The 15,883-nt window shown below is 68.5% G+C and carries 15 protein-coding genes and 1 pseudogene; 13 read left to right on the top strand and 3 right to left on the bottom strand.

The window, feature by feature from the left end; translation table 11 throughout:
- The 3 genes and pseudogenes from QF040_RS23495 to QF040_RS23485 all read left to right on the top strand — a co-directional run bounded on the left by QF040_RS23495 (position 1) and on the right by QF040_RS23485 (position 3,039).
- Positions 1-1,580: pseudogene (locus QF040_RS23495) on the top strand (ABC transporter ATP-binding protein).
- Between the two features lie 11 nt (positions 1,581-1,591).
- Positions 1,592-2,263 (top strand): cysteine hydrolase family protein, encoded by a 672-nt coding sequence (locus QF040_RS23490; protein ID WP_429613041.1) that lies wholly within the window; start codon positions 1,592-1,594, stop codon positions 2,261-2,263.
- 29 nt (positions 2,264-2,292) lie between these two features.
- Entirely contained in the window at positions 2,293-3,039 is a 747-nt protein-coding gene (locus QF040_RS23485; RefSeq protein ID WP_307603902.1) for a GntR family transcriptional regulator, read from the top strand.
- Between the two features lie 6 nt (positions 3,040-3,045).
- On the opposite strand, the gene QF040_RS23480 is transcribed toward QF040_RS23485, so the two are convergent.
- Positions 3,046-4,008, bottom strand: a complete 963-nt coding sequence (locus tag QF040_RS23480) for a tripartite tricarboxylate transporter substrate binding protein (RefSeq protein WP_429613040.1) — start codon at positions 4,006-4,008, stop codon at positions 3,046-3,048.
- 40 nt (positions 4,009-4,048) lie between these two features.
- The gene (locus tag QF040_RS23475) at positions 4,049-5,290 is read right to left on the bottom strand and encodes a flavin-dependent oxidoreductase (protein ID WP_429613039.1); all 1,242 of its coding nucleotides are present in this window, start codon (positions 5,288-5,290) and stop codon (positions 4,049-4,051) included.
- A gap of 99 nt (positions 5,291-5,389) precedes the next feature.
- Here QF040_RS23475 and QF040_RS23470 point away from each other — a divergent pair, with 99 nt between their 5' ends.
- Complete coding sequence (locus QF040_RS23470; protein WP_429613038.1) at positions 5,390-6,304, top strand: LysR family transcriptional regulator; 915 nt, start codon at positions 5,390-5,392, stop codon at positions 6,302-6,304.
- Here QF040_RS23470 and QF040_RS23465 read toward each other — a convergent pair.
- On the bottom strand, positions 6,301-7,203 hold the full coding sequence (locus tag QF040_RS23465) for a LysR family transcriptional regulator (RefSeq protein WP_429613037.1): 903 nt from the start codon (positions 7,201-7,203) through the stop codon (positions 6,301-6,303). The two genes, QF040_RS23470 and QF040_RS23465, sit on opposite strands and share 4 nt — an antisense overlap.
- Positions 7,204-7,331: 128 nt before the next feature.
- Between QF040_RS23465 and QF040_RS23460 the strand changes: the two genes are divergently transcribed.
- From QF040_RS23460 to QF040_RS23420, 9 genes are read left to right on the top strand one after another with little or no spacing between them, the layout of a single operon-like run.
- Entirely contained in the window at positions 7,332-8,174 is an 843-nt protein-coding gene (locus tag QF040_RS23460) for a cysteine hydrolase family protein (protein ID WP_429613036.1), read from the top strand.
- Positions 8,175-8,184: 10 nt separating this feature from the next.
- Positions 8,185-9,249 (top strand): ABC transporter substrate-binding protein, encoded by a 1,065-nt coding sequence (locus tag QF040_RS23455; RefSeq protein ID WP_429613035.1) that lies wholly within the window; start codon positions 8,185-8,187, stop codon positions 9,247-9,249.
- 14 nt (positions 9,250-9,263) lie between these two features.
- Complete coding sequence (locus QF040_RS23450) at positions 9,264-10,055, top strand: SDR family NAD(P)-dependent oxidoreductase (protein WP_429613034.1); 792 nt, start codon at positions 9,264-9,266, stop codon at positions 10,053-10,055.
- A 10-nt stretch (positions 10,056-10,065) separates the two neighbouring features.
- The gene (gene allB, locus QF040_RS23445; RefSeq protein WP_429613033.1) at positions 10,066-11,538 is read left to right on the top strand and encodes an allantoinase AllB; all 1,473 of its coding nucleotides are present in this window, start codon (positions 10,066-10,068) and stop codon (positions 11,536-11,538) included.
- On the top strand, positions 11,535-12,695 hold the full coding sequence (locus QF040_RS23440) for a ring-opening amidohydrolase (protein ID WP_429613032.1): 1,161 nt from the start codon (positions 11,535-11,537) through the stop codon (positions 12,693-12,695). Before allB ends, QF040_RS23440 begins: the two co-directional genes overlap by 4 nt.
- An 8-nt stretch (positions 12,696-12,703) precedes the next feature.
- Entirely contained in the window at positions 12,704-13,594 is an 891-nt protein-coding gene (locus QF040_RS23435; protein ID WP_429613031.1) for an ABC transporter ATP-binding protein, read from the top strand.
- Complete coding sequence (locus tag QF040_RS23430) at positions 13,591-14,367, top strand: ABC transporter permease (protein WP_429613030.1); 777 nt, start codon at positions 13,591-13,593, stop codon at positions 14,365-14,367. Before QF040_RS23435 ends, QF040_RS23430 begins: the two co-directional genes overlap by 4 nt.
- A complete protein-coding gene (locus tag QF040_RS23425; RefSeq protein WP_429613029.1) occupies positions 14,364-14,780 on the top strand; it encodes a DUF3830 family protein in 417 nt (138 codons plus the stop codon). Before QF040_RS23430 ends, QF040_RS23425 begins: the two co-directional genes overlap by 4 nt.
- 20 nt (positions 14,781-14,800) lie before the next feature.
- Positions 14,801-15,856, top strand: coding sequence for an ABC transporter substrate-binding protein (locus tag QF040_RS23420; protein ID WP_429613028.1), 1,056 nt, complete (start codon positions 14,801-14,803; stop codon positions 15,854-15,856).
- The last annotated feature ends 27 nt before the right edge of the window (positions 15,857-15,883 follow it).

The raw sequence follows: 15,883 nt of genomic DNA, 5'->3' as shown, positions 1-15,883 counted from the left end.
ATGAGCACCACTGCGCCTCACGCCATCGGCGCACTGCCTGCGGGCAGCGGCGCGCTCGCGCTCGACACCTACGAGCTGACCAAGCGCTTCGGCGCCTTCACCGCAATGGACCGCGTGACGATGCGCGTCGAGCCCGGCACGGTGCATGCGCTGCTCGGCGAGAGAACGGCGCGGGCAAGAGCACGCTGGTGAAGTGCGTGGCCGGTTTCCAGCGCGCGGAAGAGGGCAGCATCCTGATCGACGGGCGCGAGCAGGACATCGCCAACCCCATCGTCGCGCGTGCACTGGGCATCGGCATGGTCTACCAGCACTTCACGCTCGCGCCCGGCATGACGGTGGCCGAGAACCTGCTGCTGGCCGGCGGCAAGACGCCCGCGCTGATCGATTGGAAGAGCAAGCGCGCGGAGCTGAAGGCGTTTCTCGCGACCACGCCCTTCAGCCTCGACCTCGATGTGCGGCCTTCGGAGCTTGCAGCGGGCGAGAAGCAGAAGCTCGAACTGTTGAAGCAGCTGTACCTGAAGCCGCGCCTCCTGATCCTAGATGAGCCCACCTCGGTGCTCACGCCGCAGGAGGCCGACGAGGTGCTGGGCCATGTGCGCGAGTTCGCGCGCAGCGGGCTGTGCACCGTGCTCATCATCACGCACAAGTTTCGCGAAGTGATGGCGTATGCGGACAGCGTGACGGTGCTGCGCAGGGGCAAGGCGGTGCATCACTGCCGCGTGGCCGACACGAGCCCGGCGCAATTGGCGCAGGCGATGATGGGTGGCGAAGAGGCGGCGGTCGCCGCGCCGGCTTCAGCGCCCGCCATCAGGAAGCCCGTGGCCGATGCGGCGCCCATCGCGTTGAAGGTCGAAGGCCTCAAGGCCCAGGGCGACCGCGGCACCCTCGCGCTGCATGACTTGAGCCTGTCGGTGCGCGCGGGAGAAATCCTCGGCGTGGCGGGCGTCTCCGGCAACGGACAACGCGAACTGGTCGAAGCCCTGGTCGGGCAGCGCCCGCGGCTGGCCGGCCGCGTGAGCGTGATGGGCCAGCCGTACAACGCGCGCCGTGCCGAGAACCGCAGCCTCAAGGTGCGCAGCCTTCCCGAGGAGCCGCTGCGCAACGCCTGCGTGGGCGACCTCAGCGTGGCGGAAAACATGGCGCTGCGCGATTTCGACAGGCCACCGCTGTCGCGCGGCGGCGTGCTGAACTTTCCGTACTGGCGCAGCCGCGCACGCGAATGGATCGCCGAGTACGGCGTCAAGACGCAGGGCGAGGGCGCGCCGATCCGCAGCCTTTCGGGCGGCAACGTGCAGCGCGCGGTGCTCGCGCGCGAATTGGCCGGCGACATCAACGTGCTGATCGCGGCGAACCCGGTGTTCGGCCTCGACTTCGCAGCCGTCGCGGAGATCCACGCGCGCATCGTGCAGGTGCGCGAGAAGGGCGGGGCGGTGCTGCTGGTCAGCGAAGACCTCGACGAACTGCTCGAACTGGCCGACCGCATCGTGGTGATGAGCGAAGGGCAGATCGTGTTCGAGACTTCTGCCGCGGGTGCGGAGCGCCACGTCATCGGCGCGCACATGGGCGGCGGACACCACTGACGGGAGCCAGCATGCGCATAGAAGAAGCCAACCCCTTCGCCTACGAATTCGAGATCCGGAACACGGCGCTGGTCCTCATCGACATGCAGCGGGATTTCATCGAGCCCGGCGGCTTCGGTGAAACGCTGGGCAACGACGTGTCGCTGCTCGAAGCGATCGTTCCCGCGACGCAGGCCGCCCTGGCCGCGTGGCGCAAAGCCGGCGGCCTGGTGGTCCACACGCGCGAGACGCACAAGCCGGACCTCTCCGACTGCCCGTCCGCCAAGCGCAACCGCGGCAACCCGAGCTTGCGCATCGGCGACGAAGGCCCGATGGGCCGCATCCTCGTGGCTGGCGAGCCCGGCAACCAGATCATCGATGCGCTCGCGCCGGTCGAGGGCGAGATCGTCATCGACAAGCCTGGCAAGGGCATGTTTTACGCGACCGGCCTGCACGAGCTGCTGCAGCGGCGCGGCATCACGCACCTGCTGTTCGGCGGCGTCACCACCGAGGTCTGCGTGCAGACCAGCATGCGCGAAGCCAACGACCGCGGCTACGACGGCCTGCTGCTCGAGGACTGCACCGAGAGCTACTTCCCGGCCTTCAAGGCGGCCACGCTCGACATGATTCGCGCGCAAGGCGCCATCGTCGGCTGGACCGCACCGAGCGCGGCGCTGCTCGCCGCGCTGAACCACGCGGCGTGAAGCCGGTGCCAGCGACTACCATCCCCCACGTGTCTACCGTCCGACCCCGCCCAGCTCCCTCCGCGCCCGCGCCCGCCGCCGATACGGCCGTTTTTCGTACACGCGCCGACGAGGTCTACGCGCAGCTCAAGCGCGACGTGGCCGAGTTCATCCTCGTGCCCGGCGACCGCTTCACCGAGAACGAGATCAGCGACCGCCTCGGCGTCTCGCGCACGCCGGTGCGGCAGGCGCTGTTCCGGTTGCAGCAGGAGGGTTTCGTCGAGGTGCTGTTCCGCAGCGGCTGGCGCGTGCTGCCCTTCGACTTCGACCAGTTCGAGCAGCTCTACGACCTTCGCATGGTGCTGGAGACCACCGCGGTGCACCGCATCTGCGAGGCCGACCACCGCGTCGATCGCAGCCTGCTCGACACGCTGGCCGGCATCTGGCTCGTGCCGGTGGCCGAGCGCAGCACCGACACGGCGCAGGTCGCGCAGTGGGACGAAGCCTTTCATTGCTCACTGGTCGCGGCCGCCGGCAACGCCGAGATGGCGCGCGTGCACAGCGACGTGACCGACCGCATCCGCATCATCCGCCGGCTCGACTTCACGCAGCAGCCGCGCATCGAAGCCACCTACGACGAGCACGCGAAGATCCTGAAGGCGATCCGCGCGAACCGGGGTGATCAGGCCGCGATGCTGCTGCGCGCGCACATCGAGACCAGCCAGGCGGAGGTGCGCAAGATCACGTTGCACCAGGTGCATCTGGCGCGGCATGCGGGGAAGACGGCGCCGCGTTGAAGGAACTCAGTCCGCGGTGATGTTCCCGCGCTTGACCACCCCCGCCCACCGACCCGCATCTTTCTTCACCAACGCCCCGAACTCCCCTGGCGTCGAGCTCGCCGGCACCATCCCCTGAGACTCGAAGGACTTCGCCACGTCGGGTTGCTTCAACACCGCAGCAATCTCCTTGTTGAGCCGCGCCACCACATCGGGCGGCGTGCCCTTGGGCGCGAGCACGCCGTACCACATGTCCACGTTGTCGGCGGTCACGCCGGCCTCGGCGAGCGTCGGCACATCGGGCAACTGCGGCAGCCGCTTGCTGCTGCCGGTCGCGATGGCCTTGAGTTTGCCCACCTGGATGTGCTGCAGCGCCACATGCACCGGCAGGAACATGTAGTCGATGCGCCCGCCGAGCAAGTCGGTTACCGCGCCGGCCGTGCCCTTGTACGGCACGTGCAGCAGGTCGGTGCCGGTGCCCTGCATCAGGAGCGCCATCGACAGGTGATGCGGCGTGCCCACGCCCGGCGTGGCGTACGTCAGCTTGGCCGGCTCCGCCTTGGCCGCGCTCACCATCTGCGCGACCGAGGTCGCCTTCTGCACGTTCGGGTTGGTCACCAGCAGCAGCGTGCCCCACGAGGTGAGCGACACCGGCGCGAAGTCGGCCACAGGGTCGTAGCTCAGCGACTTGTAGAGGCTGCGGTTCATCACCAGCGTATTGACCTGCACCAGGAGCGTGTAGCCATCGGGCTTGGCGCGCGCGACTTTCTCGCTGCCGATGTTGCCGCTCGCGCCGGCGAGGTTCTCCACGATCACCGGCTGGCCCAGCAGCGCGGGCAGGCGGGCCGAGAGCTGGCGCGCGATGAGGTCGATGCCGGTGCCCGGCGTGTAGGGCACGACGAGCGTGATCGGCTGGTCGGGCCAGGCGTGGGCCGCCGCGGCGCTGGCCGCGACGAGCAGGGTGGTCAAGGTCTTGGTAATGAATCGCATGGGTTGTCTCCGTCTTGTTTTGTGAGAGAAGTGCCGGCGCTCAGAGGTAAGAGGCGCGCGCCTTCAACGCGACCGGGTCGTAGCCGGCCACCCGCTTGTAGTTGTCCGAGATGGCCTGCAGCTCGGCATGGCTCACCACGTCCTCGATCTGTCCGAAGCGCTTGCCGCCCGAGCGCTCGAACACCTCGCGCAGGATCGCGTCGGGCGGGTTGCTGCGGTTGGTCAGCACCACGTTGGTGGTGGCCTTCACGCGCACGCGGTCGTAGTCTTCGAGCGCCGCGGTGCCGACACCCAGGTCCTTGAGCGCGCCTGCGAGGAAGCGCGCGTCGATGATCGCCTGCCCCGCGCCGTTGGAGCCGCGCGGCACCATCGGGTGCGCGGCATCGCCCAAGAGCGTGAGGCGGCCGTGCGTCCAGCGCGGCAGCGGGTCCTGGTCGACCATCGGGTACTCGAGGATGGTGTCCGAGGCGCGGATCAGCGCGGGCACGTCGAGCCAGTCGAAGTGCCAGTCGGCGAACGCCGGGAGAAAGTCCTCGAGCCGGCCGGCACGGCTCCAGTCGCGCATCGCGGGTTGCGGCGCATGGATCTCGGCGACCCAGTTCACGAGCTGGTGGCCTTCGGCGTCGATGTCGTTGCGGATCGGGTAGATCACCATCTTGCCGACCGCGAGCCAGCCTGCGCGCACCATGCTCGCGCCCGAGAGAAAAGGCTTCCATCGCGCGGTGCCGCGCCACATGTTCACGCCCGAGTAGCGTGGCGCGCCTTCATTCGGATAGAGCTGCTTGCGCAAGGCCGAGTGAATGCCGTCGCAACCGATGGCCACCGCACCGCGCACGACGGGCGCGTCGGCGAAGTGCACGGTGACGCCGCCCGCATCCTGCGTCACGCCGGTGCAGCGGTGGTTGCAGACCACGCTGTCGGGGCCGAGGCGCTTGAGCGTTTCTTCGAGCAGCACCGTCTGCAGATCACCGCGATGGATCGAGAACTGCGGCCAGTCGTAGCCCGCATGCTCGCCCGCCGCCTCCTGAAAAATCAGCTGGCCGTGCTCGGTGAAGAAGATCGACTCCTTTGTGCGCACGCCCACCTTGTCCAGTTGCGGCAGCAGGCCGAGCTCGGTCAGTTCGCGCGCCGCGTGGGGCAGCAGGTTGACGCCCACGCCGAGCGGCTTGAGCTCGGGCACGGCCTCGTACACGCGGCATGCGATGCCGGCCTGGTGCAGGCTCAGCGCGAGGGTCAGGCCGCCGATGCCGGCGCCCAGGATGATCACTTGCTTGTCGTTCATGGCTCTCTCGAAAGGGGTCCGTTTGTCTCCAGCCGTATTGGGAACGGAAGTTCGCCATTTGTAAAATTTAGATGTGCTATGGATTTATCATGAATCCTTATGAACCTCTCGACCCGTCAGATGCGTGCCTTCCTGCAGGTGGCACGCCTCGGCAACTTCACGCGCGCGGCCGAGCAGGCCCACATCACGCAGGCGGGGCTCAGCATCCTGATTCGCGAGATGGAAAAGCAGCTGGGTTGCCGGCTCTTCGACCGCACCACGCGCGTGGTGACGCTCACGCCGTCGGGCCGCCGGCTGCTGCCGGTGGTGGAACGCCTCGTCACCGACCTGGACGACGTGGCCGCGCAACTCGGTGCCGAGGGCGACGAGGCGCGCCAGACCCTGCGCATCGCGGCGACGCCGCTGGTGTCCTCGCACCTGCTGCCGCAAGTCTTCAACACCTTCCGCCAGGCGCATCCGCAGGTGAGCCTGCGCCTCTTCGATGCCGACCTGCGCGATGTGGAGGCGATGGTCACGGCCGGCGATGCGGACATGGGCCTCGGCTTCTTCTTCAAGGCCGCGGCGGGCCTGGAGCGCACGCCGGTCGGGCGCTTTCACCTGATGCGCGTGGCGTCGTCTTCAGCGGATGAAGTTGATGAAGCGCCGGCCATCGGCACCGCGCCGTGGTCCGCGCTGCGCACCGCCGAACTCATCGGCCTGCCTTCGGGCAACCCGATCCAGAAGGTGATCGACCAGCACCTGATGGCCACCATCGGCCGCGCCGATGCGCAGCGGCCGACCTTCAATTTCTTCGGCACGCTGATCTCGATGGTCGAGGCCGGATTCGGCATCGCGGTGATGCCGACCTTCGCGCTCGCGGCCTGCCGCCGCCACCGCGTGCGCACCGACGTGCTGGTCGAGCCGAAGGTCGGGCTGGACTTCTATCGCATCGCCAAGCGCGGCACGCACGAGACCGAGGCGATGCAGGCCTTCGTCGCGACGCTGGAGAAGGCGCTGCCCGCGCTCTCGCGTTAATCCGCCTCGGCAGGTTCTGCCAGCCGCTTGCGCAGGAACTCCGCGAACGCATAGGCGATCACCGGCAGCTGCCGGCCGCGCAGGCTCGCCAGCACCAGTTCGCCGCGCGGAAAGCCGCGGTCCTCGATGTCGCGGGCCACGATGTTGGGGTCTTCGGTACGGGTGCCGATGGCCATCTGGAACGAGATCGACTGGCCGTCGTACAGGCAGCCGCGCAAAAACTCGAAGCTGTTGCTCTCCACCATCGCGCGGATCGAGGTGGAGCTGCGCGCGAGAAAGCGCTCGAGCAACTGGCGCCCGCCCGTGTCGCGGTTCGGCAGCACGACCGGGTAGTCGGCGCAGTCGCGCAGGCGCAGGTCCTTGGTCTTCGCGAGTGGATGGCGCCTGTGCATGATCGCCATGAGCTTCTGCTCGACCGCGCACACGCGTTCGATGTCGGCCTCGGGCGCGAGGTTGAACACCAGTGCAAGGTCAGTCTCGAAACTGCGCAGCGCGCTGGCCGCCTGCACGTGATCGCCGATGCGCGCATCGAAAGCCACCAGCGGATGCGTCTTGCCGAAGTCGTTGATGGCGGCCGGCAGGAAGCGCGGCGCGAGCGCCTGGCTCGCGACCAGCCGCACGGCGCCGCGCCGCAAGCCCTGCAGCTCCTCGATCTCGGAGCGCACGCGGTCCAGCTCCGATGCGCGCCCGCGGATGTAGCGCACAAACAGTTCGCCCGCCGCGGTGAGTCGCATGCCGCGCGGCAATCGCTCGAAGAGCGGCGTGCCCAGTTCCTCCTCGAGGTCCTGGATGCGGCGGTTGACGGCGGAGGGCGCCACATGCAGCCGCTCGGCCGCCTGGCGGATCGATCCGGCCCGGGCGACCTCGTCCGCGTAGCGCAGGAAACGAAGGTGGTTCATACCTGCGGCAGTTGCACGAAGCGCGCCAGAACCGCCGCATTCGCCGTTGCCGCAACGGCAACGCACAGTACGTGAATCGGTACGGATCAGGAGCACCTTCTGGCACGTCGGCTGCGTGCGCATTTCGCATGACACGCCGATCCGCACCTTCGCGCACCAATGCAGAGCCATCGCCGCCCGCCCGCTTCGGTCCGGTGCCCCACAACGCGTGGACGCTGGCCGACGGGCGCATCAGCCTCGTGCGTGCGCCGAAGCCGCCGCAGCCGGTGCGGATGCCGGCCGAGCCGCAGCCGATCGAGTTCGACCTCGCGCACAGCGCGCTCGTCGTGGTCGACATGCAGAACGACTTCTGCCACCCCGAGGGCTGGTTCGCGCAGAAGGGCATCGGCATCCGCGCGGCGCGCAAGCCGATCGCGGCCATCGCCCGGTTGCTGCCGGCGTGGCGCGCGGCCGGTGGCGCTGTCGTGTGGCTCAACTGGGGCATTCGCGCGGACCGCCTCAACCTCTCGCCCACGGTGCAGTTCAAGGGCAAGCGCAGCGCCGACGGCGTTGGGTATGCGGAGCATTCGCCCATCGACCACGGCCCCTCGCTGGTGCAGGGCGAGTGGGGCGCGCAGGTCATCGACGAACTGGCCGTCGCGCCCGGCGACATCACCGTCCACAAGCACCGCCTGAGCGGCTTCTGGGACAACGAGCTCGACAGCGTGCTGCGCCAGCAAGGCATCACGACGCTGCTGTTCGCGGGCATCAACACCGACCGCTGCGTGTTCTCGACGCTGCAGGACGCGAACTTCCTCGGCTACGACTGCGTGCTGCTGAAGGACGCGTGCGGCACGCCGTCGCCCGCCTATGTCACGCGCGGCATTCACTTCATCGTGCAGCAGCTGCACGGGTTCGTGGCGACCGCCGAGTCGCTGCTCGATTCGCTTGCTTCCCTTTCCTCCACTTCCTCTTCATCCAAGAAACGCTAGGAGTCCTCGCATGCCCCCGTCTCTCTTCGCCAACTCGCGCCTTGCGCGTTCGCTTGCTTCGCTGGCCGCAGCCGCCGGCCTGGCCCTCGCGGCCACCTGCGCCGCCGCGCAGGTGCCGGTCAAGCTCGTGCTCAACTGGAAGTACGAAGGCCCGCAGGCCTGGTTCTTCGTGGCCCAGGACAAGGGTTACTTCAAGGCCGAGGGCCTGGATGTCCTGATCGACCAGGGCGAGGGCTCCGCCGCATCGATTCCCAAGGTCGCGGCCGGCGCCTACCAGGCGGGCTTCGGCGATCTCAACGCGCTGATCGACCTCGCATCGAAGCGTCCGGCCGACGCGCCGGTTGCGGTCTACATGCTCTACAACACGCCACCCTTCACCATTGTGGTGAAGCAGGACAGCCCGATCAAATCGCCCAGGGACCTGGAAGGCAAGACCATCGGCGGTCCCGCCAACGACGGCGCGCTGAAGCTGTTCCCGGCCTTCGCCAAGCTCGCGAAGGTCGATGCCGGCAAGGTGACCATCACCAACATGGCGCCCAACCTGCGCGAGCAGATGCTCACGCGCGGGCAGATCGACGCCGCCTTCGGCTACGTGACCACCGTGAGCTTCAGCGCCAAGGCGATGGGGCTCGACCCTGCGAAGGACCTGCGCTTCATCCGCTACGGCGACAACGGCATGGACCTGTACTCGAACGGGGTGTTCTTTTCGCGCAGCTTCGCCAGGGAGAACCCCAAGGCGGTGCAAGGCTTCGTGAAGGCGCTGAACCGCGCGGTGAAGGAAGCCGTTGCCGACCCGGACATGGGCATCGACCACGTCATGAAGCGTGAGCCGCTGCTCAAGCGCGAGGTCGAGAAGGAAAAGCTGTTCGCCACGCTGCGCAACGACATGAGTCACCCCGAGGTGGCCCGCATCGGCCTGGGCGACGTGGACGACGCGCGCCTCAAGAAGTCCATCGACATCGTGGTGGACGCCAACCAGCTGCCGCGCACGCCGGCAACGGCCGAGGTGTTCGACCGGAGCTTCCTGCCCGCGCGCGCCGAGCGCCCCTCCAAGACCTTGAACGCATTGAACTGAAAGCGAGAAACGACATGGACCTGCAACTCAAAGACAAGGTGGTGCTCATCACCGGCCCGGCCAAGGGCATGGGCCGCGCCGTCACGCTGGCCTTTGCGCGCGAAGGCGCCCGGCTGGTGCTGGCCGGGCGCGACACCGGCGCCATCGAGCCCGTGGCGGCGGAAGCCCGCGCGCTCGGCGTCGCGGCGATCGTCGTGCCCTGCGACCTCACCGTGGGCGCACAGACCGAGGCGCTGGCGGCGCATGCGCTGGAAGCCTTCGGCCGCATCGACGTGCTGGTGAACGTGGCCGGCGGCTCCGGCCCCATCGGCAAGACCGGCTGGGAAACCACCACCGAGGAGTTCGACGAGATCGTGCAGCTCAACATGACCGGCTGCTTCAACACCATGCGCGCGGTGCTGCCCGGCATGGTCGCGCGCAAGAGCGGCAAGGTGGTGAACGTGGGCGGCACCTTCGGCATGCGCGGGCGCGCCGGTCGCATGGCGTACTCGGCCTCCAAGTGGGGCCTTCGCGGCATCACCAAGAGCTTCGCGCTGGAGGCTGGGCCGCACGGCATCAACGTGAACTGCGTCGCGCCCGGCATGGTCGATGGGCCGCGCTTTCGCGACAAGGTCTGCGCCAACATGGCCGAAAAACTCGGCATCACGCTGGAAGAAGCGATGACGCGGCACGCGGCCGACTACGCGCTGCGCCGCGTCTCCACCGATGCGGACGTGGCCAACGCCTGCCTCTTCATGGCAAGCGACGTGTCGCGCCAGATCACCGGCGTCGACCTGCCCGTCGATGGCGGCTGGGCGATGCTCTGAGGAGGCCGCGATGACCAAAGAAGTCGACCTCGTCATCCGCGGTGCCCGCGTGGTCTCCGCGGACCAGATCATCGAAGCCAGCGTGGCCGTTGCCGGCGAGCGCATCGTGGCCGTCGGCCACGACGACACGATGCCGCCGGCGCGCGAGGAAATGCGCGCCGACGGCCTCTACCTGCTGCCCGGCGCCATCGACAGCCACGTGCACTTTCGCGACCCCGGCTACCCGAACAAGGAAACCTGGAAGACCGGCTCGGCCGCTGCCGCGATGGGCGGCGTGACCACGGTGTTCGAGATGCCCAACACCAACCCGTCGACCGGCACCGTCGAGGCGCTGCGCATCAAGCAGAAGGCGGCCGAGTCGTCGTACTGCGACTTCGGCATCCACGGCCTCTTGGGCGACGACACGGTCGACCGGCTCGAGGAACTTCTCGACGCGGGCGTCACCAGCTTCAAGGCCTTCGTCGGCAACACCTTCGGCAACCTGCCCGCGCCCACCGACGGTGCGCTGCTCGAAGGTTTCGAAAAACTCGCGCCGCTGGGCATCCGCACGGTGGTGCATGCGGAGAACTCGTCGATCCTTCAGCGCCGCCAGAAGAAGATGCAGGCGGCCGGCCGCATCGATGCGATGGCCCACCTGGCCGCGCGGCCGGCCGTGGCCGAGATCGAGGCCATCGGCCGCGTGCTCACGCTGGCCGAATGGACCGGTGCGCGGGTGCACATCGCGCACCACAGCGCGGCCGATTCGCTCTTCCTGCTGCGCGAGGCCAAGCGCCGCGGCGTGGACGTGACGGCCGAGACCTGTCCGCAATACCTGCTGCTCAACACCGGCCACATGCTGAAGCTCGGCGGCGTGATGCGGCTCAACCCGCCGATCCGCGAGGCGCGACACAACCAGCCGCTGTGGGACGCGCTGCTCGACGGCACGCTCGACATGATCGCCACCGACCACGCGCCGCACACGCCGGAAGAAAAAACCCGCGAGAGCATCTGGGACTGCGACTGCGGCTTCCCGGGCGTCGAGACGCAGATGCCGCTGATGCTGACCGAGGTGAACCGCGAGCGCGCGACCTTGATGGACTACGTGCGCTGGAGCGCGGTGAACCCGGCCAAGGCCTGGGGCCTGTACGGCACCAAGGGCGTGATCGCACCGGGCGCGCATGCCGACATCGCCATCGTCGACATGCAGCGCGCGGGCACGCTGTCGCAGAACAGGCTGCAGAGCATCAGCAAGATCTCGCCGTGGAACGGCCGCGCGGTGAAGGGATACCCGCTGCACACATTGCTGCGCGGTCGCTTCGTGATGCGCGAAGGCAAGCTGGTGACCGATGCGGTCGGCTGGGGGCGCTCGGTGAAGGGCGTGCAGAAGATGCCAACGCCCGCGCCGCGCAACACCGAGCACTACAGCAGCGCGATCCTGCAGACGCCGCCCGGTGTGCCCGCGACGGCTGTGCCGGTGGGTGCGGTGGATTGGGACGCGGCATGAACGCGGCGCGTGTGCAGCAGGTGCAGGTCTGGCGCATCCCGTGCAGCGGACCGGGCGACCTGCGTGGCGTGAAGGCGCTGATCGACGCGGGCGAAATCGTCGCGGCCGACATCGTGGCTGTGGTGGGCAAGACCGAAGGCAACGGCTGCGTCAACGACTTCACGCGCGAGTACGCATCGACCGCGTGGTGCCACCTGCTCGCACCCGCGCTCGGCTGCACGCCCGAGGCGGTGCACGGGCGCGTCGCGCTGGTGATGTCGGGCGGCACCGAGGGCGTGCTGTCGCCGCACTTCACCGTATTCGCGCGGCGCTGGGTGTCCGATGCGCCCGCAGGCCGGGGCAAGCGCCTGGTGATCGGCATCGCGCAGACGCGCGACTTCCTGCCGGAAGAAATGGGTCGCGCCGCGCAGATCGACGCCACGGCCGAAGCCGTCGCCGAGGCCATGCGGGATGCCGGCATCCGGAGTGCGGACGACGTGCATTTCGTGCAGGTCAAGTGCCCGCTGCTCACTTCGGCGAAGGTGTCGGCGGCACTGGCGCGCGGCGCTTCGCCGGTCACCCACGACAGCTACGAATCGATGGGCTATTCGCGCGGCGCATCGGCACTTGGCGTGGCGGTGGCGCTGGGCGAGGTCGCGCGCGAAGCGATCGGCGATGCGAGCGTGATGAGCGACTGGCGGTTGTTCTCCGCGCGCGCCTCGGCATCGGCCGGCATCGAGCTGGAAGGCAACGTCGTCATCGTGCTCGGCGAGGCGGAGGGCAGCGCGTCGGCGTTCCGCATCGCCCATGCGGTGATGCGCGATGCGATCGATGCCGCGAGCGTGCGCGCGTTGCTGCGCGATGCCTTCGGGCTCGACGCGGAACACGACGCACAGGCGTTGTCCTCGCGCCTCGTGAACCTGCTCGCGAAAGCCGAGGCCAGTCCGGACGGCCGCGTGCGCGACGCCCGCCACACCATGCTCAACGACTCCGACATCCACTCGACCCGCCATGCGCGCGCCGTGGTGGGCGGCGTGCTGGCGTCGGTGGCAGGGCACACGGCGCTGTATGTGTCGGGCGGCGCCGAGCACCAGGGCCCCGCGGGCGGCGGACCGGTGGCCGCGATCCTGCGGATGGACGACGACACGGCTTCATCCACTTCACCCGTCTTTTCCTGAAGGACCCCATGGGCAACGCATTCATCCAACTGTCCGACGTGATGCTGCGCTACGGCGGCGGCACCATCGCCCTGGACCACACGACGCTGGACATCGAGAAGGGCGACTTCGTCGCGCTCGTGGGCCCGAGCGGCTGCGGCAAGTCGACCATCCTGAAGCTGGTGGCGGGCCTGTTGCGTCCGAGCGCGGGCGCGGTGATCGCCGGCGGGCGCGAGGTGGGCGCGGCCGGCACCGTGGTCGCGGCGGGCGCGCATGCCTCGCCCGCACCGCGCCTTCGCATCGGCCTCGCCTTCCAGAACCCGACCATGCTGCCGTGGCTCACGATCCGCGAGAACGTGATGATCCCGCTGAAGATCGTCGAGCCATTCCGCCAGCACTACCGCAGCAAGAAGCGCGGCGAATACGCCGAGCGCGCCGACGCGCTGCTCGCGCAGGTGGGGCTCAAGGGCTTCGGCGACAAGCGGCCGTGGCAGCTCTCGGGCGGCATGCTGCAGCGCGCTTCGCTGTGCCGCGCGCTGGTGCACGAGCCCGAGCTGCTGCTGCTCGACGAGCCCTTCGGCGCGCTCGACCAGTTCACGCGCGAGGAGCTGTGGGACATCATGCAGACGCTGTGGATCGCCAAGCGGCCGACCGTGCTGCTGGTGACGCACGACCTGCGCGAATCCGCCTACCTGGCCAACCGCATCTGCGTGATGAGCGCGCGGCCGGGGCGCATTCTCGAAACGCGCGATGTGGGCTTCGCGAGGCCGCGCACGCTGGAGAGCAGCTACGCGCCCGAGTTCGCGAGCCTGGTGCAGCAACTGCGCATGCGCATCGCCGAGGCGCGCCGCGAGAGCGATGCCGTGCCGGCAGCGCCAGTACAGGCTCCGGCGCGCTCGCTCGAGGAGGTGGCCGCATGATCGCGCCGCTCGCACGGCAGCGCCTCCTTTCCGCGGGCGCGCTCATCGGCTTCTTCGTGCTGTGGGAGGTGGTGTGCCTGGCCTTCGGCGTGTCCGACCTGATCCTGCCGCGCCCGAGCCAGATCGCGCTGGTGCTGGTCCAGAAGATGCCGCTCCTGTGGCCGCACACCGTGCAGACGCTCTACACCACGCTCGCCGGCTTCGTGCTGGGCGTGGGCGCGGGCATCGTCATCGGCGTGGTGATCGGCTCGTCGAAGCTGGCCTATGACGTGACTTATCCGCTGCTGGTGGGTTTCTCGAGCATCCCGAAGGTGGCGGTGGTGCCGCTCTTCGTGGTGTGGTTCGGCGCGGGCACGGTGCCGGCGATCCTGACCTCGATGGTGATCAGCGTCTTCCCGGTGGTGGTGAACGTGGCCACCGGCCTCGCGAGCACCGAGCCCGAGCTGGAGGACGTGCTGCGCGTGCTCGGCGCGAGAAAGCGCGACATCCTCTGGAACGTGGGCCTGCCGCGCGCGCTGCCGTATCTCTTTGCCTCGCTCAAGATCGCCATCACGCTGGCGTTCGTCGGCACGGTGCTGAGCGAGACCGTGGCCGCCAACCAGGGCATCGGCACGGTGATGATGATCGCCAGCGGCAACTTCGACGTGCCGATGGTGTTCGCGGGCCTCTTCCTGCTCGCGGCGATGGGCGTGGCGCTGTACGCCGTCTCCTCGCTGGTCGAGCGGCGGACGACCGGCTGGGCGCAGCGCAAGACCGACATGGCGATGGCATGAAGAACGACCTCATCCGGATCACCACCGGAGGCCTTCGCTTCGTGGCAGAGACGCACCCCGACGCACCGCTCACCGTCGCGGCCTTTCGCAAGCTGCTGCCTTACCGCCAGAAATTGATCCACGTGCGCTGGAGCGGCGAAGGCTGCTGGGTACCGCTGGGCGATTTCGAGCTGGGTGTGGGCTTCGAGAACCACACCAGCCATCCGTCGGTGGGGGACATCCTCTTCTACCCCGGCGGCTACAGCGAGACCGAGATCATCCTGGCCTACGGCGCCTGCAGCTTCGCCAGCAAGATGGGCACGCTCGCGGGCAACCACTTCCTCACCATCGTCGAAGGACGGGAGCAGTTGCGCACGCTCGGCACCAAGGTGCTGTGGGAAGGCGCGCAGGACGTTCTCTTCGAAGCCATTTGATCCATCCACGAAAGCCCCGCATGTCCTTCTCAGTGTCCCGCCGCGCTGCGGTCGTCGCGGTATCCGCCGCACTGGGCGCTTCGCTCGCGGCGCTTCCGGTGCGCGAAGCGTGCGCCCAGCCGCTCACGCCTGTCCGATTCGTCCTCGACTGGAAGCTCCAGGGCATCCATGCCTGGTACTACCTCGCGGAAGACCGCGGCTACTTCGCTGCCGAGAAACTCGCGGTGGCGATCGACCAGGGCGACGGCTCCGCGGCGACCGTGACCAAGGTGATGGCCGGCGCGTACGACGCAGGCTTTGGAGACGTGAATGCGGTCGTGCAGAACGCGGCCGCCAAGCCAGGGGCCGCGCCTGTGATGGTCTACATGGTCTACAACCGCGCGCCCTTCGCGCTCATCGTCAAGTCCAACAGCCCCATCAAGACATTGAAGGAGCTGGAGGGCCGCACGCTGGGTTCGGCGGCCGGCGGCGCCGCACTGCGCATGTTCCCGTTGATGGCAGCGAGGAACGGTGTGGACGCGGGCAAGGTCAAGTGGACGAACATGGCGCCCAACCTGCAGGAGCAGATGATGCTCAAGGACCATGTCGAAGGCTCGGCCGTGTTCTCGGTGACGAGCTACATGAACCTGGTGGCGCAGGGCGTGGACCCGGACAAGGACATCCGCTGGTTCCACTACGGCGACCACGGCCTCGACCTGTACGGCAACGGCGTGCTGGTGTCTCGCCAGTTCCTGAAAGACAAGCCGCAGGCCGTGGCCGGTCTCGTGCGCGCCATCAACAGGGGATTGCGCGACACCGTGGCCGACCCCGATGCGGCGATTGCCGCGCTCATGAAGCGCGAGCCGCTGCTCAACGCGGCGCTGGAAAAACGGCGCCTGCTCTACACGCTTCGCACCGTGATGCTGACGCCCGAGGTCGCGGCCAGCGGCATGGGCGATGTGAACGATGCGCGCATGGCGCGCGCCATCGGGCAGGTCAAGGAGGCGTTCGAGTTGGCGAACGCACCCGCGGCCGGCGAGGTCTTCGACCGGCGCTTTCTGCCTCCGCTGGCGGAGCGCAAAATCGCCGCGCCCTAGACCCATAGCCATAGATGCAACCCGACG

Source organism: Variovorax sp. W2I14, from assembly GCF_050435205.1.
In the GTDB taxonomy this organism is placed as follows: Bacteria; Pseudomonadota; Gammaproteobacteria; order Burkholderiales; family Burkholderiaceae_C; genus Variovorax; species Variovorax paradoxus_C.
The sequence above is the reverse complement of the archived record's forward strand: the minus strand, read 5'-3'. Positions and strand labels throughout refer to the sequence as shown.

Coding starts and splice junctions, on each gene's coding strand:
- QF040_RS23480 (WP_429613040.1), bottom strand. CDS start 4,008: ATGCGATTCATTACCAAGACCTTGACCACCCTGCTCGTCGCGGCCAGC.
- QF040_RS23465 (WP_429613037.1), bottom strand. CDS start 7,203: ATGAACCACCTTCGTTTCCTGCGCTACGCGGACGAGGTCGCCCGGGCC.
- QF040_RS23450 (WP_429613034.1), top strand. CDS start 9,264: ATGGACCTGCAACTCAAAGACAAGGTGGTGCTCATCACCGGCCCGGCC.
- QF040_RS23430 (WP_429613030.1), top strand. CDS start 13,591: ATGATCGCGCCGCTCGCACGGCAGCGCCTCCTTTCCGCGGGCGCGCTC.
- QF040_RS23420 (WP_429613028.1), top strand. CDS start 14,801: ATGTCCTTCTCAGTGTCCCGCCGCGCTGCGGTCGTCGCGGTATCCGCC.
- QF040_RS23435 (WP_429613031.1), top strand. CDS start 12,704: ATGGGCAACGCATTCATCCAACTGTCCGACGTGATGCTGCGCTACGGC.
- allB (WP_429613033.1), top strand. CDS start 10,066: ATGACCAAAGAAGTCGACCTCGTCATCCGCGGTGCCCGCGTGGTCTCC.
- QF040_RS23490 (WP_429613041.1), top strand. CDS start 1,592: ATGCGCATAGAAGAAGCCAACCCCTTCGCCTACGAATTCGAGATCCGG.
- QF040_RS23460 (WP_429613036.1), top strand. CDS start 7,332: ATGACACGCCGATCCGCACCTTCGCGCACCAATGCAGAGCCATCGCCG.
- QF040_RS23475 (WP_429613039.1), bottom strand. CDS start 5,290: ATGAACGACAAGCAAGTGATCATCCTGGGCGCCGGCATCGGCGGCCTG.
- QF040_RS23455 (WP_429613035.1), top strand. CDS start 8,185: ATGCCCCCGTCTCTCTTCGCCAACTCGCGCCTTGCGCGTTCGCTTGCT.
- QF040_RS23470 (WP_429613038.1), top strand. CDS start 5,390: ATGAACCTCTCGACCCGTCAGATGCGTGCCTTCCTGCAGGTGGCACGC.
- QF040_RS23440 (WP_429613032.1), top strand. CDS start 11,535: ATGAACGCGGCGCGTGTGCAGCAGGTGCAGGTCTGGCGCATCCCGTGC.
- QF040_RS23425 (WP_429613029.1), top strand. CDS start 14,364: ATGAAGAACGACCTCATCCGGATCACCACCGGAGGCCTTCGCTTCGTG.